28 protein-coding genes, 1 tRNA gene and 1 pseudogene are annotated in these 26,469 nt (G+C 71.2%); 18 read left to right on the top strand and 12 right to left on the bottom strand.

Going from position 1 to position 26,469, the window contains the following annotated elements; genetic code table 11:
- Window positions 1-197: 197 nt before the first annotated feature.
- Window positions 198-1,109, bottom strand: coding sequence for an NAD(+)/NADH kinase (locus IE290_RS04590; RefSeq protein ID WP_191243961.1), 912 nt, complete (start codon window positions 1,107-1,109; stop codon window positions 198-200).
- A 157-nt stretch (window positions 1,110-1,266) separates the two neighbouring features.
- Between IE290_RS04590 and IE290_RS04585 the strand changes: the two genes are divergently transcribed.
- Entirely contained in the window at window positions 1,267-2,187 is a 921-nt protein-coding gene (locus IE290_RS04585) for a glycoside hydrolase family 43 protein (protein ID WP_229874187.1), read from the top strand.
- On the opposite strand, the gene IE290_RS04580 is transcribed toward IE290_RS04585, so the two are convergent.
- Window positions 2,184-3,086 (bottom strand): isocitrate lyase/PEP mutase family protein, encoded by a 903-nt coding sequence (locus IE290_RS04580; protein WP_191243200.1) that lies wholly within the window; start codon window positions 3,084-3,086, stop codon window positions 2,184-2,186. The genes IE290_RS04585 and IE290_RS04580 overlap by 4 nt on opposite strands.
- A 136-nt stretch (window positions 3,087-3,222) precedes the next feature.
- On the opposite strand from IE290_RS04580, the gene crtI reads away from it, so the two are divergent.
- Genes crtI through IE290_RS04545 form a run of 7 tightly spaced genes read left to right on the top strand, consistent with a single transcriptional unit; the run spans window position 3,223 to window position 9,583 of the window.
- Window positions 3,223-4,722 (top strand): phytoene desaturase family protein, encoded by a 1,500-nt coding sequence (gene crtI / locus IE290_RS04575; RefSeq protein WP_191243199.1) that lies wholly within the window; start codon window positions 3,223-3,225, stop codon window positions 4,720-4,722.
- Window positions 4,719-5,681 (top strand): phytoene/squalene synthase family protein, encoded by a 963-nt coding sequence (locus tag IE290_RS04570; RefSeq protein ID WP_191243198.1) that lies wholly within the window; start codon window positions 4,719-4,721, stop codon window positions 5,679-5,681. Before crtI ends, IE290_RS04570 begins: the two co-directional genes overlap by 4 nt.
- Window positions 5,682-6,017: a lycopene cyclase domain-containing protein gene (locus IE290_RS04565; RefSeq protein WP_191243197.1), complete on the top strand. Its 336-nt coding sequence runs from the start codon at window positions 5,682-5,684 to the stop codon at window positions 6,015-6,017.
- Window positions 6,014-6,334: a lycopene cyclase domain-containing protein gene (locus tag IE290_RS04560; RefSeq protein WP_191243196.1), complete on the top strand. Its 321-nt coding sequence runs from the start codon at window positions 6,014-6,016 to the stop codon at window positions 6,332-6,334. The genes IE290_RS04565 and IE290_RS04560 overlap by 4 nt, the downstream gene beginning before the upstream one ends.
- Window positions 6,331-7,065, top strand: coding sequence for a class I SAM-dependent methyltransferase (locus IE290_RS04555; protein WP_191243195.1), 735 nt, complete (start codon window positions 6,331-6,333; stop codon window positions 7,063-7,065). Before IE290_RS04560 ends, IE290_RS04555 begins: the two co-directional genes overlap by 4 nt.
- On the top strand, window positions 7,062-8,555 hold the full coding sequence (locus tag IE290_RS04550; protein ID WP_191243194.1) for an FAD-dependent oxidoreductase: 1,494 nt from the start codon (window positions 7,062-7,064) through the stop codon (window positions 8,553-8,555). The genes IE290_RS04555 and IE290_RS04550 overlap by 4 nt, the downstream gene beginning before the upstream one ends.
- Window positions 8,556-8,557: 2 nt before the next feature.
- Complete coding sequence (locus IE290_RS04545; RefSeq protein WP_191243193.1) at window positions 8,558-9,583, top strand: Rieske (2Fe-2S) protein; 1,026 nt, start codon at window positions 8,558-8,560, stop codon at window positions 9,581-9,583.
- On the opposite strand, the gene IE290_RS04540 is transcribed toward IE290_RS04545, so the two are convergent.
- Genes IE290_RS04540 through IE290_RS04525 form a run of 4 tightly spaced genes read right to left on the bottom strand, consistent with a single transcriptional unit; the run spans window position 9,535 to window position 11,829 of the window.
- Window positions 9,535-10,017: an MSMEG_6728 family protein gene (locus tag IE290_RS04540; RefSeq protein ID WP_191243192.1), complete on the bottom strand. Its 483-nt coding sequence runs from the start codon at window positions 10,015-10,017 to the stop codon at window positions 9,535-9,537. The two genes, IE290_RS04545 and IE290_RS04540, sit on opposite strands and share 49 nt — an antisense overlap.
- A 1-nt stretch (window position 10,018) precedes the next feature.
- Complete coding sequence (locus tag IE290_RS04535) at window positions 10,019-10,462, bottom strand: hypothetical protein (RefSeq protein ID WP_191243191.1); 444 nt, start codon at window positions 10,460-10,462, stop codon at window positions 10,019-10,021.
- A gap of 40 nt (window positions 10,463-10,502) precedes the next feature.
- The gene (locus tag IE290_RS04530; protein ID WP_191243960.1) at window positions 10,503-11,381 is read right to left on the bottom strand and encodes a DMT family transporter; all 879 of its coding nucleotides are present in this window, start codon (window positions 11,379-11,381) and stop codon (window positions 10,503-10,505) included.
- A 22-nt stretch (window positions 11,382-11,403) separates the two neighbouring features.
- Window positions 11,404-11,829 (bottom strand): YkvA family protein, encoded by a 426-nt coding sequence (locus tag IE290_RS04525; protein ID WP_191243190.1) that lies wholly within the window; start codon window positions 11,827-11,829, stop codon window positions 11,404-11,406.
- 156 nt (window positions 11,830-11,985) lie between these two features.
- Here IE290_RS04525 and IE290_RS04520 point away from each other — a divergent pair.
- A tRNA-Leu gene (locus IE290_RS04520) sits at window positions 11,986-12,069 on the top strand.
- Here IE290_RS04520 and IE290_RS38470 read toward each other — a convergent pair.
- From IE290_RS38470 to IE290_RS04505, 3 genes are all read right to left on the bottom strand, one after another.
- Window positions 12,025-13,680, bottom strand: a complete 1,656-nt coding sequence (locus tag IE290_RS38470) for a recombinase family protein (protein ID WP_373300414.1) — start codon at window positions 13,678-13,680, stop codon at window positions 12,025-12,027. The two genes, IE290_RS04520 and IE290_RS38470, sit on opposite strands and share 45 nt — an antisense overlap.
- Before the next feature lie 739 nt (window positions 13,681-14,419).
- Window positions 14,420-15,226: a hypothetical protein gene (locus IE290_RS04510; protein WP_191243189.1), complete on the bottom strand. Its 807-nt coding sequence runs from the start codon at window positions 15,224-15,226 to the stop codon at window positions 14,420-14,422.
- Between the two features lie 121 nt (window positions 15,227-15,347).
- Window positions 15,348-16,190: a helix-turn-helix domain-containing GNAT family N-acetyltransferase gene (locus IE290_RS04505; protein ID WP_191243188.1), complete on the bottom strand. Its 843-nt coding sequence runs from the start codon at window positions 16,188-16,190 to the stop codon at window positions 15,348-15,350.
- Window positions 16,191-16,296: 106 nt separating this feature from the next.
- On the opposite strand from IE290_RS04505, the gene IE290_RS04500 reads away from it, so the two are divergent.
- A complete protein-coding gene (locus IE290_RS04500; RefSeq protein WP_191243187.1) occupies window positions 16,297-17,637 on the top strand; it encodes an NAD(P)-binding domain-containing protein in 1,341 nt (446 codons plus the stop codon).
- Between the two features lie 31 nt (window positions 17,638-17,668).
- Window positions 17,669-18,122, top strand: a pseudogene (locus IE290_RS04495) (MFS transporter); the annotation flags it as partial.
- A gap of 165 nt (window positions 18,123-18,287) precedes the next feature.
- Here IE290_RS04495 and IE290_RS04490 read toward each other — a convergent pair.
- Window positions 18,288-19,184 carry an aminoglycoside phosphotransferase family protein gene (locus IE290_RS04490; protein WP_373300387.1) on the bottom strand — a complete coding sequence of 299 codons (897 nt, stop codon included), beginning with the start codon at window positions 19,182-19,184 and terminating at the stop codon, window positions 18,288-18,290.
- A gap of 4 nt (window positions 19,185-19,188) precedes the next feature.
- Window positions 19,189-20,424 carry an NsdA family TPR-like regulatory protein gene (locus IE290_RS04485; RefSeq protein WP_191243186.1) on the bottom strand — a complete coding sequence of 412 codons (1,236 nt, stop codon included), beginning with the start codon at window positions 20,422-20,424 and terminating at the stop codon, window positions 19,189-19,191.
- A gap of 184 nt (window positions 20,425-20,608) precedes the next feature.
- On the opposite strand from IE290_RS04485, the gene IE290_RS04480 reads away from it, so the two are divergent.
- Genes IE290_RS04480 through IE290_RS04455 form a run of 6 tightly spaced genes read left to right on the top strand, consistent with a single transcriptional unit; the run spans window position 20,609 to window position 24,574 of the window.
- Entirely contained in the window at window positions 20,609-20,941 is a 333-nt protein-coding gene (locus tag IE290_RS04480) for a hypothetical protein (protein ID WP_191243185.1), read from the top strand.
- Window positions 20,941-21,162 carry a hypothetical protein gene (locus IE290_RS04475; protein WP_191243184.1) on the top strand — a complete coding sequence of 74 codons (222 nt, stop codon included), beginning with the start codon at window positions 20,941-20,943 and terminating at the stop codon, window positions 21,160-21,162. Before IE290_RS04480 ends, IE290_RS04475 begins: the two co-directional genes overlap by 1 nt.
- A gap of 46 nt (window positions 21,163-21,208) precedes the next feature.
- On the top strand, window positions 21,209-22,027 hold the full coding sequence (locus IE290_RS04470) for a DNA glycosylase family protein (protein ID WP_229874181.1): 819 nt from the start codon (window positions 21,209-21,211) through the stop codon (window positions 22,025-22,027).
- Window positions 21,996-23,462: a B12-binding domain-containing radical SAM protein gene (locus IE290_RS04465; protein ID WP_191243183.1), complete on the top strand. Its 1,467-nt coding sequence runs from the start codon at window positions 21,996-21,998 to the stop codon at window positions 23,460-23,462. The genes IE290_RS04470 and IE290_RS04465 overlap by 32 nt, the downstream gene beginning before the upstream one ends.
- The gene (gene tmk, locus IE290_RS04460; protein ID WP_191243182.1) at window positions 23,459-24,097 is read left to right on the top strand and encodes a dTMP kinase; all 639 of its coding nucleotides are present in this window, start codon (window positions 23,459-23,461) and stop codon (window positions 24,095-24,097) included. Before IE290_RS04465 ends, tmk begins: the two co-directional genes overlap by 4 nt.
- Window positions 24,098-24,106: 9 nt before the next feature.
- Window positions 24,107-24,574 carry an NUDIX hydrolase gene (locus IE290_RS04455; RefSeq protein WP_191243181.1) on the top strand — a complete coding sequence of 156 codons (468 nt, stop codon included), beginning with the start codon at window positions 24,107-24,109 and terminating at the stop codon, window positions 24,572-24,574.
- Window positions 24,575-25,066: 492 nt separating this feature from the next.
- Here IE290_RS04455 and IE290_RS04450 read toward each other — a convergent pair whose 3' ends face one another.
- Complete coding sequence (locus IE290_RS04450) at window positions 25,067-25,336, bottom strand: winged helix-turn-helix domain-containing protein (RefSeq protein ID WP_191243180.1); 270 nt, start codon at window positions 25,334-25,336, stop codon at window positions 25,067-25,069.
- Window positions 25,337-25,743: 407 nt separating this feature from the next.
- On the opposite strand from IE290_RS04450, the gene IE290_RS04445 reads away from it, so the two are divergent.
- Window positions 25,744-26,457, top strand: a complete 714-nt coding sequence (locus IE290_RS04445; protein ID WP_191243179.1) for a DUF5753 domain-containing protein — start codon at window positions 25,744-25,746, stop codon at window positions 26,455-26,457.
- Window positions 26,458-26,469: the final 12 nt, after the last annotated feature.

The raw sequence follows: 26,469 nt of genomic DNA, 5'->3' as shown, positions 1-26,469 counted from the left end.
TCCCCTTTCCGCGGCCCCGGCAAGCCACGGTAGGCGGGTCCGCCGCCCACCGCCACCCCAGCGCGACCCCCACACCGACACCCGCGAGTCCTGCGTTCGCACGCCGTCCACCGGACAGCCCGCCGCCCGGCCGCAGCCGCGAACGCGGAACTCACCGCCCCCAGCGTGGAACGCGCGCGGGAGTGTGGGGCGCGGGGTCAGGGGTCCAGGCGGCGGCGCAGGTGTTCCGGGATCAGCTCCAGCAGCTGGTCCGGCCGCAGCGGCAGGTCGAGCAGGCTCAGCTTCACCCGGCTGCGGCTCGCGTGCTCGCCGGCCGCCAGGCGGACCACCTGCGCGGCCTCCGGGCGCAGGACCGTCGTCAGCACCGCGTCCGGCCCCAGCGCTCCCGCCGCGGTGCCGTCGACCTCCACCGCCACCGGGGCGCTGTCCGGCGCGACGTGCAGCCGGATCTCGTCCTGCGGGCCGAGCACGATCGGGCGGCTGATGCCGGCCATCGGCGCCACCGGGGTCACGGCGATCGCCTCGGCCGAGGGCGACAGCACCGGCCCGCCCGCCGCGTAGTTGTAGGCCGTCGACCCGGTCGGGGTGGCCAGGATCAGCGCGTCGCACTTGTAGTAGCCGTACTGGCGGCCGTTGACCACCAGATCCACCGACACCGCGCCGGCCCGCCCGGCCCGTGCCAGCACCACGTCGTTGAACCCGGCCAGCACCGCCTCGCCTGCCGACGCCACCAGGCAGCTGTGCGGTTCGATCGTGTACTCGCCGCGCACCAGCCGGTCCAGCGCGTCCGGCAGCTGCTCCGGCGCGATCTCCACCAGAAAACCCAGGTGCCCGTGGTTGACGCCGAGCACCGGCACCGGCCGCGCCATCACCAGCCGCATCGCGCCGAGCATCGTCCCGTCGCCACCGAGGCTGAGCACCGCGCCCACCCGCGCCACGAAGTCCGCTTCGGACACCGCCGCCACGCCGGGCACGCGCGCGGCGTCCGCCTCGCGCACGATCACCTCGACGCCGCGCGTCCACGCGTGCTCGGTGACCGTCCGCACCGACGACTCCACCGACCTGGTCGGGTGGATCACCAGGCCCAGTGTCCGCGACTCCCCCGTCATCACCACACCGGGCACGATACGCGGCCCGAAGGGAGGAGATTAGTCCCGCCGCGCCACGGGTAACTCCTGCGCCGTGACTACGGCAGGCAAGATCACCCGAGCCCGCGAACCCGACGACCCGCCCCGCCCGCGACGGCGCCCGAAGACCCTGAGAGCGTTGACTTGCCTGGGAATCCTGCTCTCCTCGGCACTGCTGCCGGGCGCCGTGGCGCAAGCCGCGCCCGCCCCGCGCGTGCTGCTCGACCAGGACTTCCCGGACCCCGACGTGCTCAAGATCGGCACCGACTACCACGCCTTCGCCACCACCGGCCCGTCCGGCCGGATCCCCGTCGCCGTCGCCAAGGACGCCGACGGGCCGTGGCAGGTCACCGGCGACGCGCTCGCCGCGGATCCGTCCTGGGTGGACCCGAAGGGCGGCTACTGGGCGCCGGACGTCACCCGCCGCGCCGACGGCACGTTCCTGATGTACTACTCGGCGGTGTCCAAAGCGGACGGGCACCGCTGCATCGGCGCCGCCGTGGGAAACTCGGTGGCCGGCCCCTACCAGCCCACCGGCGACGCGCCGCTGATCTGCGACCCCGGCGACCGGGGCGACATCGATCCGCAGACCTTCCAGACCCGCGACGGCACCCGCTACCTGCTCTACAAGGGCGAGCACCCGGGCGGCGGCGCCTCGGCGATCTTCGTGCAGAAGATGACCCAGGACGGCACCGCGCCCGCCGGCCCGCGCACCGAGATCCTGCGCGCGGACCGTCCGGAGGAGAAGGGCATCGTCGAGGCGCCGGTGATCACCCAGCGCGGCGGCCAGTACGTGCTGTTCTACTCCGCCGACGACTTCCGCAACGCCGGCTACCAGACCCGCTACGCCACGGCGCCCGCGCTGACCGGCCCCTACACCAAGGCCGACCAGCCGCTGCTGACCACGGACTCGATCGGCCACGCCGCCGAAGGACCGGGCGGGGCGGACATCGTCGGTGGGCGGATCTACTTCCACGGCTGGCTGGGCGGCCAGCGCGTCGCGCGCGGCCTGTTCGGCATGAACCTGGAGTTCGTCAAGGGCGTGCCGCAGGTGTCCTAACCGGACTCCCCGGCGAACCGCGCCTCCAGATCGGACACCTCGGGCAGCCCGATGAGGTCGGTGAACTCGCCGAACAAGGGCAGCCCGGGCAGCGCGGCCGCGGGCGTCCCGTCGCGGCGCACGGTGTCCAGCAGCGCGCGCACGCCCGCGGTCGCGGCCAGCAGCGTGCCGATCGGGTAGAGCACGAGCGAGAAGCCCAGCTCGCGGATCCGCTGCAGGGACAGCGGCGGGGTGCGGCCGCCCTCGGCCCAGTTGAAGACCAGCGGGGCCACCCCGGACAGCTCCCGCGCGACGGTGGCGAGGTCGGCCTCGCTGGTCGGCGCCTCCACGAACAGCAGGTCCGCCCCGGCCTCGGCGTAGGCGCGGGCCCGGTCGATCGCGTCGGCGAGCCCGTGCACGGCCGCGGCGTCGGTGCGGGCGATCAGCACGAAGTCCGGGTCCCGCCGGGCCGCCACCGCCGCCCGCAGCTTGCCCACCATCTCCTCGCGCGGGATGACGGCCTTGCCGGACAGGTGCCCGCACTTCTTGGGGCTGACCTGGTCCTCCAGGTGGATGCCCGCGACCCCGGCCTGCTCGTAGGCCTGCACGGTGCGCACCACGTTGAGGGCGTTGCCGTAGCCGGTATCGGCGTCGGCGATCACCGGCACGTCCACCGCGGCGACGATCCGCCGGGCGTTGTCCACCATCTCCGTGCCGGTCAGCAGGCCGACGTCGGGCCGTCCGATCAGCGACGCGGTGGTGCCGAACCCGGTCATGTAGACCACGTCGAACCCGGCCTGCTCGATCAGGCGGGCGGTCAGCGCGTCGTAGGCGCCGGGCGCCACCAGCGGTCCGGGCGCGGCCAGCAGCTCCCGCAGCCGCTTCCTCGGTGCCGACCCGTGGCCCAGCAGGTCTCCCACCGCGTCCTCCTCGCATCCGGTCGTCTCCCCGTGCGTCACCTACGCTAGTCCGCAGCGTGGCGGGCTCACCGAGTGGACAACAGCGCAACGTTCGTGCAACGGTTGGCCCGCGAGTGGCCGAGTGAGGGGTGGGCGGATGCGGACCGTGACGGGCCCGGCGGAGCGGATCGTCGTGGTGGGGGCGGGGCTGTCCGGGCTGGCGGCCGCGCTGCACCTGGCCGGGCGCGGACGGCAGGTCACCGTCGTGGAGCGCGAGCCGGTGCCCGGCGGCCGGACCGGGCGCCTGGACCTGGACGGCTACCGGATCGACACCGGCCCCACGGTGCTGACCATGCCCGATCTCGTCGACGAGACGCTCGCCGCTGTCGGCGACAGCCTGGCCGACCGCCTGGACCTCGTCCCGGTCACACCCGCCTACCGCGCCCGCTTCGCCGACGGCAGCAGCCTCGACGTGCACAGCGACCCCGAGGCGATGGCCGAGGCGGTGCGCTCCTTCGCCGGACCGTCCGAAGCGGACGGCTACCGGCGCCTGCGCGAATGGCTCACCCGCCTGTACCGCACCGAGTTCGACCGGTTCATCGCCGCCAACTTCGACTCGCCGCTGGCGCTGGTCACGCCGCACCTGGCCCGCCTGGTCGCGATGGGCGCGTTCGGCCCGCTGGACCGCAAGATCGGCCGGTTCCTGCGCGACGAGCGGCTGCGCCGGGTGTTCTCCTTCCAGTCGCTCTACGCCGGGCAGTCGCCCCAGCACGCGCTGGCCGTGTACGCGGTGATCGCCTACATGGACACCGTCGCCGGGGTGTTCTTCCCGCGCGGCGGGCTGCGTGCCCTGCCCGACGCCCTGGCCGCGGCCGCCGCGGACGCCGGGGTGGAGTTCCGCTACGGCACCGAGGTCACCGCGCTGGCGCGGTCCGGCGCGCGGGTGACCGCGGTCGAGACCACCGGCGGCAGCCTGCCCGCCGACGCCGTCGTGCTCACCACCGAACTGCCGGCCGCCTACGCGCTGCTCGGCCGGACCCCGCGCCGGCCGGTGCCGCTGCGGCCGGCCCCGTCCGCGGTCGTCGTGCACGTCGGCACGCGGCAGCGGTGCGACACCGCGCACCACACCATCCTGTTCGGCGCGGCGTGGCGGCGGACGTTCCACGAGCTGATCTCGCAAGGACGGCTGATGAGCGACCCCTCCCTGCTGGTGACCCGGCCGACGGCCACCGACCCCGCGCTCGCCCCGGACGGGCGCGACCTGCTCTACGTGCTCGCGCCCGCGCCCAACCTGCGGCGCGGGCCGGTGGACTGGGACCGCGTCGGCGACGCCTACGCCGACGAGATCCTCGGGCACGTCGCCGAGCGGCTGCTGCCCGGACTGGACGGCAGCATCGAGGCCCGGCACGTCGTCACCCCGGCCGACTGGGCCCGGCAGGGCATGCTGGCCGGCACCCCGTTCGCGCTGGCGCACACCGTCGCGCAGACCGGCCCGTTCCGCCCGCGCAACCTGGTGCGCGGCACCGAGAACGTGGTGCTGGCCGGCGGCAGCACCGCGCCCGGGGTGGGGGTGCCGACCGCGCTGGTGTCCGGGCGGCTGGCCGCCGACCGGATCACCGGCGCCCGCGTGACCCGTCCGCTGGTGGCGGCGCCATGACCGGGGCCCTGGACGCCGCCGGGATCACCGAACCGCGCCTGCGCGCGGCCTACGTCCGCTGCCGCCGCCTCAACGCCGAACACGGCCGCACCTACTACCTGGCCACCCGCCTGCTCACCAAGGCGCAGCGCCCGGCCGTGCACGCGCTCTACGGGTTCGCCCGCTTCGCCGACGACATCGTCGACACCGCCGCCCCGGGCACCGACCCGGCCACGCGGCTGGAAGCGCTTTCCGCCGACCTGTTCGCCGGACTGGAACGCGGCCACAGCGACGACCCGATCCTGGCCGCGGTGGTGGACACCGCCGCGCGCTACGGCATCCGGCGCGATCTGTTCGCCGCGTTCCTCGACTCGATGCGGATGGACCTCACCGTCACCGGTTACGCCGACCGCGCCGCCCTGGACCGGTACGTGTACGGATCCGCCGAGGTGATCGGGCTGCAGATGCTGCCCGTGCTGGGCACCGTCGGCGAACCCGGGGAAGCCGCGCCGTACGCGGCGGCGCTGGGCAAGGCGTTCCAGCTGACCAACTTCCTGCGCGACGTCGCCGAGGACCTCGACCGCGGCCGGGTTTACCTGCCCGCCGACGAGCTCGCCGCGTTCGGCGTCGACCGCGACCTGCTGCTGTGGTGCCGCCGCCACGGGCGCACCGACCCGAAGGTGCGCGCGGCGCTGGCCGCCCAGCACGCCGCCACCCGGGAGATCTACGCCTACGCCCGCGCCGGGATCGACCGGCTGCACCCGGTGTCCCGGCCGTGCATCGCGACCGCGCTGGTGCTGTACTCGGAGATCCTGGACCGGATCGAGGCGGCCGGGTTCGCGGTGTTCGCCCACCGGGCCCGGGTCGGCCGCGGCCGCCGGGCGCGGCTGGCGGTCACCGGGCTGGCGCGGGCGATGTGGGCGCGGCGGGGCCGGCGTGCGGCGGATCTGACCGGGGCCGCGACGGAAAGGTGGGCGTGAATGGACCGTTACCAGTACCTGCTCGTCCTGGCCGGGTGCCTGGCGATCACCCTGCCCCTGGAGTTCCTGGGCGCCCGCGTCTACCGGCGCCCGGTGGCCCTGGCGCGCGCGGTGCTGCCGGTGGCGCTGGTGTTCCTGGTCTGGGACGCGATCGCGATCGCCGGCGGCGTGTGGTGGTACAACCCCGCCTACGTCACCGGGGTGCGGCTGCCGTTCGCGATCCCGCTCGAGGAGCTGATGTTCTTCCTGGTCATCCCGGTGTGCGGGGTGCTGACCTACGGATGTGTGCAGGCGATGCTCGGCCGGCTGCGCACGCTGCGGAAGGTGCGCCGGTGACCGGGCTGGGGTACACGCTGCCCGCCGTGCTCGCGGTGCTCGCCGTGTGCGGGTGGGAGCTGGCATACCTGCGCACCGGGTTGTTCGGCAAGCCCGCGTACTGGATCTCGATGGCGATCGTGGTCGGGTTCCAGATCCCGGTCGACGGCTGGCTCACCAAGCTGAGCGCGCCGATCGTGCTCTACGCGCCCGAGCACACCAGCGGCCTGCGCTTCCCGTGGGACATCCCGGTCGAGGACTTCCTGTTCGGGTTCGCGCTGGTCACCGCCGTGCTGCTGCTGTGGGAACGGCGCACGGCCAGGCAGGAGGACGCATGAGCCCGGACCGCACCGGCCTGGCCCGGCACGAGGTGCCCGGCGCGTTCGACACCGGCGCCGCCGCCTACGACCGGCTGGTCGGCGCGAACCCCGGGTACCACGAGCACCTGCGGCTGTCGGCGCGCCGGATGCGCCTGCCCGGCGGGGGCCGCGGCCTGAGGCTGCTCGACGCGGGCTGCGGCACCGGCGCCTCCACCGCCGCGCTGCTGGCCGCCGCGCCGCGCGCCGAGATCGTCGCCTTCGACGCCTCCGCGGAGATGCTCGCCCAGGCGCGGCGGAAGTCCTGGCCCCCGACCGTCCACTTCGTCCACAGCCACGTCGAAGACCTGGCCTCCTCCGGGATCGCCGGGCCGTTCGACGCGATCTTCGCGGCGTACCTGATCCGCAACCTCGCCGACCCGGACGGGCAGCTGCGTGCGTTGCGGGCGTTGCTGAAGCCGGGCGGCACCTTCGCCGCCCACGAGTACTCCGTGCGGGATTCGCCGGTGGCGCGCGCCGTGTGGCACGCGGTGTGCTGGAGCATCATCATCCCCGCCGGACGGCTGGCGACCGGCGACGCGACGCTCTACCGGCACCTGTGGCGCAGTGTCCTGTCCTTCGACGGTGCCGCGCGGTTCCGGCAGCGGCTGGCCGAGGCCGGGTTCACCGCGGTGCACAGCGAGACGATGACCGGCTGGCAGCGCGGCGTCGTGCACACCTTCCTGGCCACCAACCCCGAGGAGACCGCGTGACCGACCGCCGCGCCGTCCGGCACCGCGCCCCCGCCGGCGCGCTGTCCCCCGGGGTTCCCCGTTCGGTCGTCGTGGTGGGCGGCGGGATCGCCGGGCTCACCGCGGCCACCGGGCTGGCCGAGCGCGGCGTCGCGGTCACCGTCGTCGAGCGGGAGAACGAGCTGGGTGGACGCGTGTCCGCCTGGACCGACCGGCTCGCCGACGGCAGCACCGTGTCGATGAGCCGGGGTTTTCACGCGTTCTTCCGGCAGTACTACAACCTGCGGGCCCTGCTGCGGCGCACCGACCCGGACCTGGCGCGGCTGCGGCCGGTCGACGACTACCCGCTCGTCGACGCCGAGGGCCGCCGGGACACCTTCCGCGGCCTGCCCCGCACACCGCCGTGGAACGCGCTCGCCTTCGCGCTGCGCAGCCCCACCTTTCGGCTCGCGGATCTGTTCCGGCTCAACGCGCGCGCCGCGGCGCCGCTGGCCGCGGTGTCGGTGCCCGGCACCTACGAGCGGCTCGACGACGTGGACGCGGCGACGTTCCTGGAGCACATCAACTTCCCGCCGGCCGCCCGGCACCTGGCGTTCGAGGTGTTCTCCCGGAGCTTCTTCGCGCCGCCGTCGCGGATGTCGGCCGCCGAGCTGGCGACGATGTTCCACCTGTACTTCCTCGGATCGTCCGAGGGCCTGGTGTTCGACGTGCCGGACTCGGCCTACGACACGGCGCTGTGGGAGCCGCTGCGGGCGTACCTGGCGGGGCTGGGCGTGCGGTTCCGCACCGGCACCGAGGTGGGCGGCCTGGAGCGGGACGGTTCGCGGTGGGCGGTCGACGGTGTCGCGGCCGACGGGGTCGTGCTCGCCGCCGACGTCGCCGGGCTGCAGTCGATCGTGTCGGCCTCGCCCGATCTGGCCGACGACGAGTGGCGCTCGCGGGTGCTCAGGCTGCGGATCGCGCCGCCGTTCCTGGTGCACCGGCTGTGGCTGGACCGCCCGGTCGCCCCGGACCGGCCCGCGTTCCTCGCCACCGGCGGGCTCGATCCGCTGGACAACATCAGCGTCCTGAACCGCTACGAACGCGAGGCCGCGTCGTGGGCGGCGCGGCACGGCGGTTCCGTCGTCGAACTGCACGCCTACGCCTGTGCCGACGAGGTCACGGTGCTGCGCAACCAGCTGGTGGACCGGCTGCACCAGCTCTACCCGGAGACCGCGGGCGCGCGGGTCGTCGGCGAGCTGGTCCAGTGGCGGCGCGACTGCCCGCTGTTCGGCGTCGGCGACTTCGCCCGCCGCCCCCGTGTGCGCACCCCGTTCGACGGGGTCGTGCTGGCCGGCGACGGGATCCGCATCGATCTTCCGGTCGCGCTGATGGAGCGCGCGGCCGCGACCGGCTGGCACGCCGCGAACTGCCTGCTCGCGCGGTGGGGGCTGGCCGGGCACGAACTGACCACCGTGCCGGTCCGCGGGCGGTTCGCGCCGCTGCGGGCCCTGGCCGCGCTGGGAGGGTGAGGATGGCACCGCGTTGGTCCCGGAAGTGGCCCCGGGAGTGGCCGCTGCAACCGATCCCGCGCACGCCGTGGGCGCGTCAGGAGCCCACCTACCGGGAGGCGAAGCCGTCGCTGATCGAGGCCGCGCTCAAACGGGCCGAGGCGCGGCCGTCGGGGAACTGGTACGTGTTCGCCGCCAGCCGGGATGTGCGCGGGGACCGGCCGTACGGGTTCTCGGTGGCCGAGATCGAGCTGGTCGCGTGGCGGGACCGGGCCGGGAAACTGCTGGTCGGGCCCGGGGCGTGCCCGCACCTGGGCGCCCCGATGGCGCTCGGCCGGGTCGACGACGGCGGCCTGCGCTGCCGGTGGCACGGCCTGCGTCTGGACGAGCGTTCGTGCCGCCCCGCCTTCGACGACGGGGTGCTGGCGTGGGTGCGGCTGGACCACGTCGGCGGCGAGGAGCCGTTGCCGTCACCCATCGTCCCGGCCCGGCCGGCCGGGGGCGTGGACTCGGTGGCGCGCCTGGAGGGGGTGTGCGAGCCGCGGGACATCATCGCCAACCGGCTCGACCCGTGGCACGGCTCGTGGTTCCACCCCTACTCGTTCACGCGCCTGAAGGTCCTGTCGGCGCCGGCCGAGGTCGACGTGGCCGAGTCCGACGACCGGTTCGTGGTGTCGGTGACCTTCCGCGTCACGCCGACGCTGGGGGTGCCGGTCGAGGCGGAGTTCACCTGCCCCGGGCCGCGGACGATCGTCATGCGCATCACCGACGGGGAGGGCGTCGGCAGCGTGGTGGAAACCCACGCCACGCCACTGGGTCCCGGTCGTGACGGCCGTCCGCGGACCGCGGTCATCGAAGCCGTGGTGGCCGCCTCGGAGCGCCCGGGCTTCCGGGTCGCGCGGGCCGCCGCCCCCGCGCTGCGGCCCCTGATGCGCCGCGCGGCCGCCCGGTTGTGGAAGGACGACCTCGCCTACGCCGAGCGCCGCTACCGGCTCCGCGGTCAGGAGTGGACCAGCCGCGAGGGCCGGTCCGAGGCCGGCCACACGTAGGGCAGATCGTCCGGGACGCCGTCGAAGAACCGCCGGTAGTGCTCCGGATCCTTGTGCAGCAGCGCCGACTGGTGGCTGCGGTGGAACTCCGGGTCGCCGAGCCAGGGCGGCATCTCCCCCGCCTCCCGCAGCGCCTGCTCGTCGCGGGGCTCGGTGACGCCGATCGCGCGGGCCAGGTCGTCGGTCAGTTTGGTCGCGCACGTGTCGGTGCGCCCGGCCGCGCACCACACCCGGCACACCTCCAGGCCGTAGCGGGTGAGCACCTCCTCGTAGCCGGTCCACATCTTCGCCGCCGGGTGGTGCCGCCACCCGTAGTTCGGCACCGTCAGCGCCCGCAGCACCTGCAGCGTCTCGACGCGCTGCTTGCCCAGGCGGCGCGCGTCGAGCACCCGCGCGGTGTCGGCGAACCCGGGGAAGGGCAGGAACGTCTGCACGTCACCCCACCCGCTCGTCCGGGGTCGCTTCGTGCCCGGCCACCCCGCGCGTGCGCCGTTCCCGCTTCAGCTCGGCCTCGAACAGGTGCCGCCGACCGCCGGTCAGCTCCCGCGCCTGCCGCTCGAACGCGCGGAACGGCTGGTAGTAGGTGTCGTCGAAGTCCTCGACCACCTGGAACGTCCACCGCCCCGGCAGCACGTTGCGGCCCACCAGCTCGCGGGCGATGCGGTCGGCCAGCTCGTCGTGGCCGGCCTTGCGCAGCAGCTCCACGGCCTCGCCGACGGCGAAGTCGGTGGTGCCGGTCATGCGGTGGAACTGGTAGAGGTGCCCGCGGGCGACCTCCAGGGTCTCCAGGGCCTCGGTGAGCTTGCCGACCGCCTCGACGGTCGCGCGGTCGTACCGGTCGGCCTCGGGGTGGTCGTCGTCGAGACGGGCGTCGGTCATGGGGCACGGATACCCAGAACAAACCGTTTCACAACCGTTGCTAAGTGAGCACTGGTTCGCGTTTCCGGCGCGTGCGCGACACCGCCACCCCGGCCAGGCACAGCACGCCACCCGCCAGCGACAGCCAGCCCGGCACCTCGCCGAGCACGGCCCAGGCCATCAGCACCACGACCGCGGGGACGGCGTAGGTGGTCGACCCCATCTTCCCGGCGGTGGTGCGGGCCAGCGCGTACGCCCAGGTGGTGAACGCCAGAGCGGTCGGGAAGACGCCGAGGTAGAGCATGCTCAGGGTGGCCCCGGCGGGGGCGGTCGCGAGGCCGTCGAGGAGCTGCCCGGTGAACGGCAGGCAGGCGACGGTGCCGATGAGGCAGCCGAACGTGGTCACCTGCAGCGCCGAGGCGTGCTTGAGGGCCGGCTTCTGGCTCACCACGCCACCCGCGTAGGTGATGGCGGCGAGCAGGCACAGCACCACGCCGAGCACCGGGGCGTGCCCGCGGCCGGACATCGACAGCCCCACGACGACGGCGCCGGCGAACGACACGGCCAGGCCCGCGAGCAGCCGGCCGGGGAAGCCCTCGCGCAGCAGCCAGCCGCCGAGCAGGGCGATCAGGATCGGGCCGACGTTGACCAGCATCGCCGCCGTGCCCGCGTCGACGAGCTGTTCACCCCAGTTCAGGACGACCATGTAGGCGCCGAACCAGAGCACCCCCGCGCCGGCGATGCCCGGCCACGCCTCGCGCTTGGGCAGGCCCTCGCGGCGGATGAGCAGGAAGACGAGGAGGGTGAGGGTGCCGGCGGCGAGCCTGCCCAGGGCGAGCGCGCCCGGCGCGAAGTACTCCCCCGCCGCCCGGATGGCCACGAAAGCCGACGCCCAGAGGACGACGGTGGTCAGGGCCGCGACCATCGCGCGGCGGTCCATGCTGAGATCCACGCCCCGGACGTTATGCGCCCGACGTATCGGTGTCCGGCGATTTTTCGCCACGACGCCCGATGAGCCGGTCCAGCAGGCCGGGGTTGCCGGGCCAGGCGTCGTGGAGCACGTCGGGCGGCACCCGCCGCGCGGCGTACCGCAGGGCCAGCGCCACGACCACGACGTCGTCGAGCGGCCCGATGACCGGCAGGAACTCGGGGATCAGGTCGACCGGCGAGAGCACCCACAACCCCGCGAAGACGACGGCGAGCTTGGCGCCGCGCGGCACGCGGGGATCCGTGCGGAGCCGTTTGACGGTGATCACACAGTCCGGCAGGAAGCGGGCGAGATCGCGGGCCAGCCCCGGCGGCAGCAGCCGGGCGAGCAGGATGAGAAGCACCCAGGAGGCGAGAACCACCCCGGCGGCGATGAGCACACCCGTGAGCCACCCCGGCACCGACCTGCTCCTTCTCGAGTCCCACCGGGCAGCCTACTGGCTCACCCTGTGTGACCGCCCGGGCTTATAGCGCACTGTTGATCACCCGCGGTGACCCACCCCCCGTCACCGAGCCTCCGTGGATGGGCTACTCTTGTGCGCACAAGAGAAGAGCAAGTCCGAGTGGCGGAATGGCAGACGCGCTAGCTTGAGGTGCTAGTGCCCGTAAAGGGCGTGGGGGTTCAAGTCCCCCCTCGGACACGTTCCATAACCCCAACTGTGCGGGTCGAGATTCGTCTCGACCCGCACAGTTCGTTTACCGGGGTGGTAGATCATCTGCAGGCCGAGCTGCTGGTAGACGGCTGCCTTGTCTTCGGGCGCGGCGTGGATCAGGGTGCGCCGGAGGTCGCCCAGACTGTCGATCAGGCCCTGGATCTCGTCCTTGCTCAGCCGCTGCGGCCGAGCAGCCGGCCGCGCCTTGGCGAGTGTTTCGGCGCGGCGTGCTTGAGTCTCGGCCATCCACCGAGTGACCAGTTGGGGGTCGGCCCCCGCTTCCAGCGCGGCTCGGTGACGCCGGAGCGCCTGGTCGCACTCCTCGACGACCCGCATAGCCGCCAAAGCTGCGTGTTCGTCATCGTCCGCGGCCTGGGCTTCATACAGCGTGTCGACCGTGTCTTTGAGCCGATGCGGCGCGAAGGACTTCGCGAGCCACGCATCGAGCGGTCCGAGCAGGTCACGCTCGGCGAGATAGACGTTGCGCGGATGCTCCACCTTGTTCGCCAAACCGTACTCAGCGGGAAACCGGCACCGGTAGAACAACACTTCCCGGCTCTGCTGCCCCTGCATGCGCCGACCGCACAATCCGCACCGCACCAACCCGCGCAGGACGTACCGGTGGCGCGTGCGCTGCCGCTCCCGCGTCGTGCGGCCCGCTCCCCTGGCCCCAAGAACCTGCTGCGCCCGCTCGAACGTCTCCGCATCGATCAGCGCCTCATGCACAAGGTCATCCGACAAGATCCATTTGTCCCTCGCGTTCCACCGCATCCGCGTCTCGTGACCCAACGCGACGTCCTCGACGTCGATCAGGACCTCGTCCTTGCGCTGCTTGTTCCACACCTGACGACCGGTATAGCGCGGGTTCGACAGGATCACCCGCACCGCACCCTTCGACCACGCGATGCCCGACCGATGCCGATTGCGTGCTCGATCGTGGGCTGACGGCGAAGGCACATCGTCACGCGTCAAGCCCTCCGCGATCGCAAACATCCCCCGCCCACCCAGGTACTCGCGATAGATCCGCTGCACCACCGGAGCCGTAACCGGATCCGGCTCCAACCGGCGCAGCCGCTTACCCTCAGCGGCCTTCGCCGGATTAGGGTGCGGACCGGCATCCGCCAACCGGTACCCGTACGGCGGGCGTCCCCCCAGGAAACGGCCCTCCACGCTCGCCTGCGCCGCCATCGCCGACCGCACCCGGATCTTGATGCGATTGCGCTCCCCCTTGCTCATCCCACCGAACACCGACATCACAAGATCATGCGCCTCGGACTCGGGATCGACCGCCCCGCCAACCTCCGGCACCCAGAGCTCGACCCCGTAGTGAACGAACACCGGGAACGTCAGTCCGTACTGGTTGCCATAGAACGCACGCTGCGGCTCGCCGATCACCACAGCATCGAAACCCCGGTCCGGATCACGCATAGCCTCCAGCAGGCGCGCCGCCTCCGGGCGACGCTTCCACGGAATCGACCGCGACTGCCCGATATCGAAGAACTCCGCCACCAGCTTTCCGTGCCGGTCGATCAACGCCTGTGCACGAGCCCGCTGCCAGTTCCGAGAAGCCTCCGGATCCTGCTGATCCTCAGTCGACACCCGCCCGTAGAAGGCAAACCTGACCACTACGCCGCCCTCCCGAACTGCCCAATTTCTCCTCGCCCGGACTCTGCGCCATCCGATTGGTCGTCCGTACTGACGTCAGCAGCCTTGCACAGCAGACGCAACATCCCCCGCGCAGCGCCGTGCGTCAGCTCTGGACAATCGGATGGCAAACGCACATCCACATCGACGTGCAGGCGCTCCCGCTCGTGGCCACTCAATGCGAAACCCGCGACTGCCGGCCGAAGCTGCCAACTTTTCCACAGCCGGAAAGGCCAACCGTGGATACCAGACGACGGCGCTCGAATCCCGCCACCGGCCGGCCCGATCCAGAACACGACTGAACATCTGACCACATTCCGCACGCATGTATCCACGCTCCAAAATGCGCAATAGTCAAGCGGTGGTACAGCGAACCAGGAAGAGACGAAGACATCCGAAGACCTCCGGAGTGTAGACAGAATCGCGACACCCTGGAACTCCGGATTCAAGGCGCTGAGGGGACATCTAGCCCGGAACTTCACCCGGCCAACTCACACCAATGGCCAATCATGACACTCGCAGAACGTGCATGCTCGGCGCAGCGGCCCAAGCGGAATATCCGCGGCCCCACCTTCGCGCCCCTGCTCGACGGTTGGGGCCGTCCCAACTCACCGTGCTGCTCCCGACCTGCTCCCCGAGGGTGCCCGGCAGCACCTCCAACAACGATGATCATCAGGCAGTGAAGGACGCGGCGTCACTCAGCGTCGTCAACGCGCCGAGGGAACCGCCAGGGCGTCCACCACCACCCACGATCAGCCGACCAGCCCGCGACCCCCTGAGAGGACATCGAACCGGCGACCCACACGTGGCTGATTCCCTCAGGAAGGTTCGGAGCCGCCTGCTCTGCGATCGCTGCCTGCTCGCGCCGCATCAGCAGGTCCTGGATCGAAAAGTTGCTGCCCATGGTCGCCCAGATGAAGATGTGCCGTTCGCGGGCCCCGTCATGCGCAAGGAGCTTGTTCTGCTTGCCCGGGTGCCTTGCCAGGACATCGCGCACCCAGTTGGCGAGCGAGACCGTTTCGATGAACCCTGACCACCCTTCGGCGCGAAGATGCACTGTTCCTGGAGGCGTGTGGTCGACGACGTAGGCCATCCGCACTCCGAGCGCAGCCGCTCGATCGGTCACCTCGGGGTTCCGCTTCCGGCCCACCCGGCGGAGGTCGGAATGCTCGAGATCCTCCATGCCGCGGAGGAGGTCCGGCAGTTCAGCCCTCACACGGCGAAGATCGGCGGCGTGGCCGAGCACTACGTTCCAGCTCCTGCGCAGACCGCCGACCGGAAGCGAGTGGCCCGCCTTCTCCAAAGCGTCCCACATCTTGTTGAAGCGGTCGTCATGATCGGCGACGATCTCCATCGCACCCAGGCTGCCGTCCGGGTAGTGGATCAGCGCGTCCACCATCGAGCCTTGCGTGTTGTCGTCGTGACAGGTCACGGGGACGCGCAACGTGTCAGCGACGATCTCCCGAGCCATGCGCTCGTTCGGCCGCTCCTTCTGGGGCATGACTCATTGTGGCTGATCATGCCCGATCTCCCGCCACCGGTCGTGCGCCAACTGCAGCACCCGCATCGTGCCGCGCGCTGTCGCGTAGTCGAACGCGTTGCTCGTCCCCGGCGGCCGGCTGTTAGCTGATGTTGTTGCGGCGTTCGAGGAGGACGGTGTCGTGCCAGGTGCCGTCGCGTTGGGCGATGCGTTCGCGGATGCCGATGGTGCGGTAGCCGGCTGAGTGGTGCAGGGCGAGGCTGGCGCGGTTTTCGGTGAAGATGGAGGTTTGCAGGGTCCAGTAGCCGGCCTCGTCGAGGGCGATGACTTGCCGGCGGATGAGGGCCTTGCCGATACCCCGGCCGCGGTGGCCGTCCGCGACGTAGATCGAGGTTTCGGCGACGCCGGAGTAGCACTCGCGGGTTGAGACCGGGGTGGCGGCGGCCCACCCGACCACGGTGCCGTCGATCTCGGCGACCCACCGCTGTCCGTCGATCCACTTCGCGTCGAGGGTGGCGCGGCTGGGGACGGTGGTCTCGAACGTGGCGACGCCGGTGTCCACGCCTTCGCCGTAGATGCGGCGGACCGCGGGCCAGTCGTCGTCGCGCAGGGCCCGGACGGTGACGTCGGCGGGGACGTCTTCCGGGCAGCACGGGCGCGGCGCGAGCAGCCCCATGACCGCGTCGGCGGCGTGCGGAAGGCCGGCGCAGCAGGCCGCGTTGACGGTGACGATGGTGGCGGTGCCCTCCTTGCGCACCTGCACGAACCCGACGTCGGCGAGTTTGCGCACGTGGTGGGAGCAGGTGGACTGGCTGATCCCGAGCAGGTCGGTCAGGGCGCCGACGGTGATGCCGCGGGGCGCGGTGGCGACGGCGTGCAGGAGTCGCACCCGGGTGGGTTCGGCCAGGCAGGCGAACCAGTCGGCGTAGGTGGCGGCTTCCCCGTCCGGCAGGACCTGGGCCTGGGGCGCGACAGTCGTGGTCATGCCCACGAGTGTATCGACCCGAATCGATGGTTGCTTCAATCGACACCGGTCGATAGAGTCTGGCGGAACGGTGCTCAATCGAGCTGGATCGATGAAAGGGGTCGGGATGAGCGAGCTGCCCGTCGTGGTGGTGGGGGCCGGGCCGATCGGGCTGGCGGCTGCTGCCGAGGTGCTGGAGCGCGGTCTGGAGCCGCTGGTGCTCGAACGCGGATCGCAGGCCGGCGCGTCGGTGGCGCAGTGGAACCATGTGCGCTTGTTCTCGCAGTGGTCGGAGCTGGTGGCCCCGGCGGCCGGCCGCCTGTTGGAGGCGACCGGATGGGAGCGCCCCGCCGCCGGGGGCTACCCGACGGGGCAGGAGTGGGTCGCGCGCTACCTGGCCCCGTTGGCCGCCGCGCTGGGCGAGCGGGTGCGGTTCGGTGCCGAGGTGGTGGGGGTGGCCCGACGTGGCCGGGACCGCATGGTCGACCACGGTCGCGACACCGAGCCGCTCACGGTGCACGTCCGCCACCGCGACGGCCGGGAGGAGCTGATCACCGCGCGGGCGGTGGTGGACGCCTCGGGAACGTGGACCAACCCGAACCCGCTAGGCGGCGACGGACTTCCGGCGCTCGGCGAGCGGGCCGCCGCCGACCGCATCACCTACCAGGTGCCTAACTTGCACGACCCGGTGCTCCGGGAGCGGTTCGCGGGCAAGCACGTGGCGGTCGCAGGCAGCGGGCACTCCGCCCTCACGGCGCTGGTTGCCCTGACCGACCTGGCCCGCGACGAGGGCACGCGGATCAGCTGGATCCTGCGCCGCGGCTCGGTGGGCAACACGTTCGGTGGCGGTGAGGCCGACCAGCTGCCCGCCCGCGGTGCGCTGGGTCTTCGCGCGAAGGAGGCCGTGGACGCCGGGCTGGTTCAGGTGGTTGCGGGGTTCCGCACCGAGGCGGTGGAGCGTGACGAGCAGGGGCTGCTGGTGTTGCGCGCGCCGGACGGGCGCACGATCGATCCGGTTGACGAGGTCGTGGTGGTGACCGGGTTCCGGCCGGACCTGTCGTGGCTGTCGGAGCTGCGGCTGGAGCTGGACACCACCCTGCAGGCGCCGGTCGCGCTCGCGCCGCTGATCGACCCCAACGTGCACTCCTGCGGCACCGTCTACCCCCACGGCGCGAAGGAACTCGCGCATCCCGAACCGAACGTGTACCTGGCCGGGATGAAGAGCTACGGCCGCGCCCCGACATTTCTCGCGATGACCGGCTACGAGCAGGTCCGCTCGATCGCGGCGGCACTGGCTGGTGACCACGAGGCGGCCGGGCGGGTGGAGCTGGTGCTGGCCGAAACCGGGGTGTGCGGCGGGGCGGGTCTGTTCGACGAGCCCGCAGCTGACACCCCGGCCGGCGGATGCTGCGGCGCCCCGGCCGAGCCGGAGCTCATTTCGCTGTCCGCCCCCTCGACGGACCGGTGACGGTCGATGCCGCCGCGCAGCCCGGTTCCCTATCGAAGGCCGGCTGCGCCGGGTCCTGGCGACCTTGACCGTCACCGAGATCACCAGCTGGGGCGTGCTCTACTACGCCTTTCCCGTGCTGGCCACCGACATCGCCAAGGCGACCGGGTGGTCGCCGACCTGGATCACCGCGGGCTCCTCAGCCGGGCAGCTGGTCGCCGCGCTCACCGGCATTCCGGTGGGCCGGTGGCTAGACCGGCACGGTCCGCGGTAGCTGATGACCGGCGGTTCGATCCTCGCGGTGCCCCCGGTGGTGGCAATCGCGGCCGCGCAGAACCTCGCCTGGTTCGTCGCGGCCTGGCTGCTGGGCGGGATGGCGATGAGCGCGACGCTGTACCCGCCGGCGTTCGCCGCGCTGACCCGCTGGTACGGGGCCCCGCCGGGTAGGCGCGTTGACCGTAGTGACCCTGGTGGCGGGCCTGGCGTCGACGGTGTTCGCCCCGCTGACCGACCTCCACCTGAGGTGCCATTCCACGAGGCCGGCCTTGGCCTGGAGCTCATCAGGAAGGCAATGGCTGCGCTTGGCTACGACAATGTCGACTTGCATCAACTCGACCGGTGGGAGTCCAAGCGCACGACTGATAAGTTCGGGCGTTAGACCGCTCGTCCTGTCAGAGTGCCGACCATGTCCAGGGTCGTGACTCTTCCCCTTGTAGGCACGCGATTCGATGCTGAGCCTCGCGGGCGGCGTCGGGGTTGCTGGCGGCCTTGCTTGCTGCGAAGGCGACCCAGCGGAGTTCTTGGATGTCGGCGAAGGTGCGGAACTCGGGGGTTTCGGTGATGTCGTTGTCGCCGTAGGCCGTCAGGAAGGCCTTGTAGTCGGCGTCGGTGAGGCGGGCGAAGTCGGTGTAGTCGACGGCGATTTGCACGAGGTCCCATTGTTTGGGGCCGATCGCAAACGCTTCGAGGTCGAGCAGGATCGGTCGGCCGTCGTCGGGGACGGCGACGTTGCCTTGCCAAGCGTCTCCGTGGAGGACGTACCGGTCTTGGGTCGTTTCGAGTTGGCGGTAGTCGGCTTGGAGCTGGTCGAGCCGTTGCAGGAGCCAGTCGCGGTCGTCGGCGTTGATGCTGGTCGCTGCGCGGATGCGAGGTGCGATGTCGGTAAACGGGTTGTGCAGCGGGAGTTCTGGGCGGGTTGGGACATTCAAGCTGTGGACGGCCTTGAGCACCGTGGCGAGTTCGCCTGGGGTGGCCGGGCGGTGGGGCGGGAGCAGGTGCCACCAGGTGACGGGTCGCTCGGCGGCGACCACGAGCTGCGGAAGGTCCTCGACGACCTTGACTGCGGGGATGCCGTGGCTGGCCAGCCAGGTGGCTGTCTCGACTTCTCGGCGGGCCGTGTCGGCGGTGCCGGGGCGGCCGATCCTGGCGACGATGCCCCCAGAAAGCCGGTACATCACGTTGGAGCCGTCGCGGATGAGTTGCGCACCCTCGATCTCGATTCCGGCTTCGGCAGCCGCGGCTCCGAGTACGTCCCACGCGGGTTTCGAGTCGGTCGTCACGCCGTGCATGGTCTCAGGCGAAGGTGTTGGTCACGGCCGCGATCCCGCGCTGCAGTTCTCGAACATCGCTGACCTGCGCGTGTTTCCGGGAGGCCAGTGCCAGGCCACGGAGTTCGTCGGCGACCCGCCGTGATCGCAAGGTGACCGCGGCGTCGACGGCCTGGCGGCCGATGGTGACGGCTTCGTCGATGTCGCCGACGGCCATCATCAGGGCGGCCAGCCGGGTGCGGGAGAACGCGCGGGAGCGGGGGTAGGAGTCGCCTTGCCGGTCGATGGCGGCTTGCAGTCGACCGGCGGCGAGTTCGGGCTGCTTGCGGTGGCGGGCGAGGGGGATGAGGGCTTTGCCGGTGCTGCCTTGGTGTTCGGCGTCGTCGTAGTAGACCAGCCAGGGTGGGTCGGCATCTGGATCACGGTGGGCGAAGTGTTCGTCGGCGCGGTGGATGTCGTCTTCGGCTTCGCGGTGCCGTCCGGTGAGGGCGAGGACGCGGGCGTGCAGGGTCCACAGCATGGAGCGGGCGGTGGGAGTGAGCCGGTCGGCGCGGACCTGGGCGAACTCGATCAGGGAGAGCGCGTCGTCGAGGTCGTTGAGGTAGGCGGCTTTGCGGGACATGTCGGCCAGCGTGTTCGCGCGGAGTGCCCAGGATCCGGCCTGCTCGGCCGCCCAGAGCGCGAAGGCGAAGCAGCGGTCGGCGGCGCGGTAGTCGGCGATGTCGAAGGCGGCGAATGCGACGACGCCGGCCAGGTTGCCGACGGCTTCGTGCAGGTCGCGTCGCACGTCGGTCTTGGCGCGGGCGTCGAGGAGGTTGCCCGCCCAGCGCAGCTGGCCAAGGGCGGCTTCGGCGGACAGGCCGCCGCCGAAGAGGTTCTCGGCGAGCGCGACCGCCCGCGTGGTGGTGCGGACCTGCTCGACGTCGGTCCGGCCGACGCTGGACGGGACCGGCGTTTCCACCGTCGTGGCCGCCAGGAACTCAGCAGGGGAATGCCCGAGGGTGACGGCGCCGAGCTCACCTGCGTGCGAGGGAGTGGGCGGCGTATCGGCGGTGGTGCCGCGTCTGGTTGGGCGGAAGCCGAGGTCGGCGTCGCTGCCGGCGCCGAGGACCGCGCGGAGTCCGGCTCGGTAGGGGGCGCTGGGCCAGCGGACCTTCCCGCGTTCGTAGCGGGCGATGGCGTGCCCGTCGAGCTGGTAGCGCTGCCCGGTGGTGTCCCAGAGGTAGCGGTTCACCTCGTCAGCCAGCTCGCCCGGACTCATGGGTTCACCCGGCGCGCGCCGGGAGGGGGTTGCGCGGCGCGCAGCTTGTCGTTCGGCTCGTCCATGATCCCCTCCCGATCCCATCCCACTGTAGCTCGCAGACCAGCGCGGATGTCCCTGTTTGCCCCGGGATGCCCCGCAGAATGCCCTTATCACGGCAGCACCCGGGCGCCACGCTGGTGACATGTCCCGAACACAGACCGTAGCCGCCGAGCGTCCCGAGATTGATGAGTACCTGTCCCCCGCGGTGCGTGCGGCCGCTGAGGCGGCGGGGTTCCGGTTCTCGGCGAGTCACGCGACGGGGATGCTGCTGGCGCGACGCCGCGTCGGCAGGTTCGTCGATTACGTCCACCTCGGTCCTGGCCAGGTGCCGTGGTCGTGCGCGGCCCGCTTCCGCGCCGACTTCGCACCTCCGCCGGGCTCGGACGGCGGCACGGCGTGGCGCTCCGATATCGGCAGCGCCGACCGGCTGCTGCGCCGGGTCATCGACTGGAGCGACGATGACACCGACCGGTGATGAGCAGCCCGGGCGGCGAGGCGGTGGCGTGGCTGGGGGTGTGGAACCGCTACCGTCACGTCGTGCTGGCGGGCAACACCACCAGGCTCACCGTGCGCGGGCGCTCGTTCGGGCTCGCCGAGTGTGGTGTCGCCTGCGTCCCGGTGCCCGTCGCCTCGATCCGTCCGTGGTGCCGCGCGTGCACGGCCAGCCGGGTCCTCCACGGGCTCCGCCGGCTGTAAACCAACCGACGCTCGCCCGAAACCGCGTAGCAGAAGGGACGCCGCCGTGCTCGTCGATGCGGTCATGACCGATCACCCCGCCTGGATGCCAGCCGCGGAGGGTTTCCTGCGCGTGGTGCGACAGGGCGACGTCGTGTGGCTGCTGACCTGCCGGCGGAACCCGAGCGGGTACGCCACCGACGCGCAGCCGCTGACCGGGTCCGGAGAACGTCCCGTCCTCGAGGTCGTCGATCCGAGCGCGCTGGCCGGGCCCGACGAGCTTGTCTTGCCCCTGCGCGAAGCGGGCCGCGTTGGGCGCTGGCGCAACCCGGATCTGTGGGACGCGCTGGCCACCTCGATCGTGCGGCAGGTGATCCGGGCTGGGCAGGCACGCAAGCTCTACCGCCTGTTCAGCCAGACCCACGGCCAGCTCGTCCACACCGAACACGGCCCGCTGTGGCTGTTCCCGACCGCCGAGACCGTGCTGGAGCTGCCGGAGGCCGAGTTCGCCCGGCTGGGGATGGCGTTCAAACGCCGCCCCCTGCAAGCCGCGGCCGCGGCCTACCTCGAGCACGGCGACAAATTGGCCCGCCTCGACCCCCTGCTGCTGCGGGATGAGGTTCAGACCGTGCCGCGGATCGGGCCGTGGACGGCCGGCGCCACGGTCGCCGACCTGACCAACGACTACGCCCTCTATCCCTTCGCCGACCTCGCCGTCCGCACCTGGGCCCGCCGGCTCGCCCCCGAACGGGCCTGGCCCGACTCCGAACCGGAGTTCGCAGCTGTGTGGCGGGAGCTGGCGGGCGTCCAGCTGTCCAGCTGGACGCTACTCACACTTGCCTGGGGAGTTCGCCATGCCAACACCGCCGGAGCCGCCGCTTTCTGACCTGATCGCCGGCGCCGACCTCACCCGCACCCTGGACGCGGTGTTTGTCAACGCGCCCCTGCGCGACTACACGGAACGCCCCCGGGTCAACGATTTCACCCTGCCCGTGCTGGGCATGGGCTACCTCGCCACCTACGCCGCCTCCCGCGGCTTCAACGTCGGCCTGCTCGATGCCGAAGCCCACGGCCTCGGCATCGACACCACCACCCGGCTCGTCAACGACCTCGCGCCCCGCTGGGTCGGGTTCAACCTGCTCGCCCCGACCTACCAGCTCAGCGCCCGCATCGCCGCCGGCCTGCACCCCGGCATCAAGATCCTGCTCGGCGGCCACCACGCCAAAGCCATGCCCACCGAGATCCTCACCGACCCGCGCATGGCCCGCTGCACCGCGCTGGTCCTCGGCGAAGCCGAAACCCGCGTCGCCGAACTCCTCGACGACCACCAGCGCCGCGCTCACCTTCCCGGCGTCCTCTGGCTCGACCCGACCACCGGCACCGTCGCTCGAGGTACCGGCCAGGACAGCAGTCATCATCTGGCGCCGGACATCGACGCCCTGCCTTTCGTCGACCGCCGCTACCTCACCCAAGACCCCCACCACGACCACGGACGCCGGGAGGCGAACATGGTCGGCGCGCGCGGCTGTCCTTACAACTGCTCCTTCTGCGGCGCCGCCGTCTCCGCCAACCCCGACGTCACCATCCGCACCCGCGACCCGCACAACATCCTCGCCGAAATGCAGCACCTCCGCGGCGATGGTGTGAGCGCGTTCCGGTTCGTCGACGACCTCTTCCTCGGCGCCCGCCGCGTCATCGACCAGATGATGACCGCCTTCCGCGCCGACCGGGTCGGGGACTGGGCCGTCTGGGACGCCACCGGCCGGATCAACGTCCTGCACCGAGCCAGCGACACCACCCTCGACCTATTGGCGCGCAACGGCTTACGCGAAGTCGCCCTGGGCATCGAATCGGGCAGTCAGCGGATGCTCGACCGCATCGACAAGCGCATCGACCCCACCATGGCCCGCACCGTGTGCCGCCGGCTCACCGAACGCGGCATCAACGTCAAGGGCTATTTCATCCTCGGCTTGCCCACCGAGACCCGCGACGAGATCGACACCACCGTCCGCCTCGTCCACGACCTGTGGGACCTCACCGACACCCTGCCCGGCACCTTCCGCGCCTCCACCTTCGAATACCGCCCGTATCCCGGCACCCCGGACTGGCACCACCTGCTCGCCACCGGCCGCTACACCCCCGGCCAGCTGCTCAACTACAGCCACGTCGACCTCACCGACGCGGGCCTGGACGACACCCTCCGCGACCGCGACGAGTTCAACTTCTCCGTCAACCTGCCCCTGGCCGAGGCCCCCATCGACTACATCCGCGCCCACCTCGTCACGCTCGCCCGCGAACAACACGCTCGGAAAGCCGCATGACCCGCCACCGGGGCCTGTTCGTCGCCGTCGACGGACCTGCCGGAACCGGCAAAACCACCGTCACCCGCGCCCTCGCCGAGCGCCTCACCTGTGATGGCTACGCCGTGCACTCCACCACCCAACCCTCCCGCGCCCAGCTCGGGGAAATCGCCCGGCACGGAACCGACACCTACCGCGGCTACGAGCTCGCCTGCCTCGTCGCCGCCGACCGCTACCACCAGCTCCGCACCGAGATCCAGCCCCACCGCGCCGCCGGACGCATCGTGCTCTGCGACCGCTACGTCGCCTCCTCCTACGTGCTGCAATCCATGGACGACGTGCCACCCGCCTTCATCCACCACCTCAACGACGCGGCCGATCCACCCGACCTCACGATCATCCTGGCCGCCGATCCCGCCGTCGCCGCCGCGCGCGTCCGCCGCCGCGGCGCGCACAGCCGCTTCCACACCGACATCATCTCAAGCCGCACCGAAGCCGCCCTGTACCGCGACGCCGCCACCTACCTGAAGACGCAGGGCCAAGCCCTGCTCGCGCTCGACACCACCCACACGTCGACCGACCAACTCGTCCAGATCATCACCCGAAAGCTGACCCCACTGGCCCGCCTCCCCCGACCGGAACAAGCCACCGCGTAGCCTCACCGCGTGGCCGACCGACATCTCATCGACGTACACGTACTCCTCGTCGACGACGGCAACCTCCTGCTCGCCCGCCGCCGCGACCCCAACGCCACCTTCAACGGGCGATGGCACCTACCCTCCGGCAAACTCGACGCTGGCGAATCCGTCCTCCACGCCGCAGCACGAGAAGCCCAAGAAGAAGTCGGCGTCCTCATCAACCCCGACGACCTGCACCACGTCCACACCCTCCACGTCAACGGATCCGGCGTCGAGCCCCGCCTCGGCCTGTTCTTCCTCGCCACCCACTGGACCGGAACGCCAGTCAATCGCGAACCCGACAAGTGCTCCGCCATCGACTGGTTCCCCCTCGACAACCTCCCCACCAACCTGATCGACTACCCCGCCGCCGGCATCCATGCCTACCTCACCGGCCAACCCTTCGCCATCCACGGCTGGCCCACGAGCAGAACTCCTGCCACCGTGCTCGGCTGACATCACCCATAGCCACTTGCCGTCGCCGGAACACGCCGAGCCGCGAACAGGCATCACCTGCGAGCCCGCCCGCAACGTCCGAGCGGCGCTACAGGTTGTCCAGACCCCAGGCGAAGGCGGCGAGCAGCACGACCACCACGAGTGCGATAGCAACTCTTGCGAGAGGATCATGGACCCGTCTCGAAATACGGGCGACGCCGCCCTGGATGACGCAGACCCGCTGATACGGCCTGAGCACGACCCAGCGGCGGGGTGGTGGGGCCGGCCGTGGTGACGGTGGTGAATATCGTGTTCGGGGTGCTGGGTACCCTCCTACTCACCGCGGGCGACGGGGTATTTCGTGGCGCAGGAGCTCGCCTACATGGCGGTGGACCGCTCTCGGCTGAAGGCCCGCGCCGCGAGGGGTGATCAGGGCGGCAGGGGCACTCTGGATCACTGGGCGGACGGAATCCACACAGGACTGAGACACGTCCGAAGCCACCCCAGGCAGACTCACTCTCGCGAGTCCGGCTCCTCGCACGGCCGCGCTCGAGACTCGCAGACGAACGTCCCCTTCGATGGCACCGTGACAACAAGGCCCTCGTCTCGGAGGAGCTGAGTCGCACGGCGCACCGTCCCCAGCGAGAAGCCCAACTCCGCCGCCAGACGCTTTTCAGCCGGAAGGGGTGTGTTCGGCGGGAGCTCGCCGGATTCTATGCAAGCCTTGAGCTTCTCGAAAGCGACCCGGTAGAGGTATTCCGGGGATCGCTGCCGCTCCGTCATCGCCAACTCCCGCGAACGCGTCCCCAACCGTTCTCCTCGTTGAGTGCAACCTTGACACGCTTGGGCTTCGCGTGGCGGCGACAATGCTGCGACCGAGAGCCTCTGCCGTGATGAGTCAACGCGTTGCGAATACGCAAAAACCGCCGCCACATGATTCTTCCCTTCACAACTCAAGTTTGTCGCGTTGTTACGTACCAAACGACGGTGCATTGCCTGAACGAGAAGGGGCAATAGCCCATACGGGTCGTTATGACCCCGAGCTCTCTCTCGGTACTCTTGACTTCATGCCGAGACGCCCCAGAGCGGCGACGTCGCTCCACGACCAACCGCTCGCGAGTCTCCTGCGCTCGCACTGGTTGTCTCGCGCGCCACGTCCCACCACTCGAAAGATCGGCCATGAGGTCGGCGTGTCCCACGCGACTGTCAGTCGCTGGCTCGACGGGACGCTCCTCCCCACCGTCGATCAGACCAAAGCGCTCGCTGACTCCCTGGGCATCACGGGCCAAGCACGCGCGGATCTGCTTCAGGTCGCCGAGTGGGTGAACCCGAACCGTGGAACTCGCGGTCTTTTCGGCATCTCTGATCGGGCCGCCGACGCACTCAAGGTCGAGCACCGAGCGACCGCGATTGTGGAATGGTCACCACTCCGCATCCCCGATCTGTTGCAAACCGATGCTTACGCTCGCCGCGTCACAGATGAGACGAGCGGCGTGACCTCCAAAGCCGAACGCCAGAAAGCCTTGTTCGAGGACACGCGGAAGAAGTATGAAGTTTTCCTCGGTCTACCAGCTCTTACCTGGCGGGTAGGCGGAGCGAACGTTATGACGCAACAGGTCGAGCGGCTAATCGACACCCTCGACCGCCAATCAGCCGTGGTGCGCCTCGTGCCCGACGGTTCCGACTGGCATGACGGCCGTCTCGGCGGGTTTGTGCTTTATGACCGTGAGGATGACGATGGCGCGGTCCTCATCCAGCATCTCGGAGCCGCAACCGTCCTCACCGATCGCGAGCTGGTCAGGCGCTATCGACGGGTTCAGGCCGAGCTGGAGCAATTGGCACTGACAGCCGAGGAGACTCGCCAGCGCCTCGATGCTCTTCTGCGGGAGTTGAGCACCGCGTGAGGCCGACCGCGG

The sequence above is a fragment of the Amycolatopsis deserti genome (assembly GCF_014653945.1).
GTDB lineage: Bacteria > Actinomycetota > Actinomycetes > Mycobacteriales > Pseudonocardiaceae > Amycolatopsis_E > Amycolatopsis_E deserti.
The sequence above is the reverse complement of the archived record's forward strand: the minus strand, read 5'-3'. Positions and strand labels throughout refer to the sequence as shown.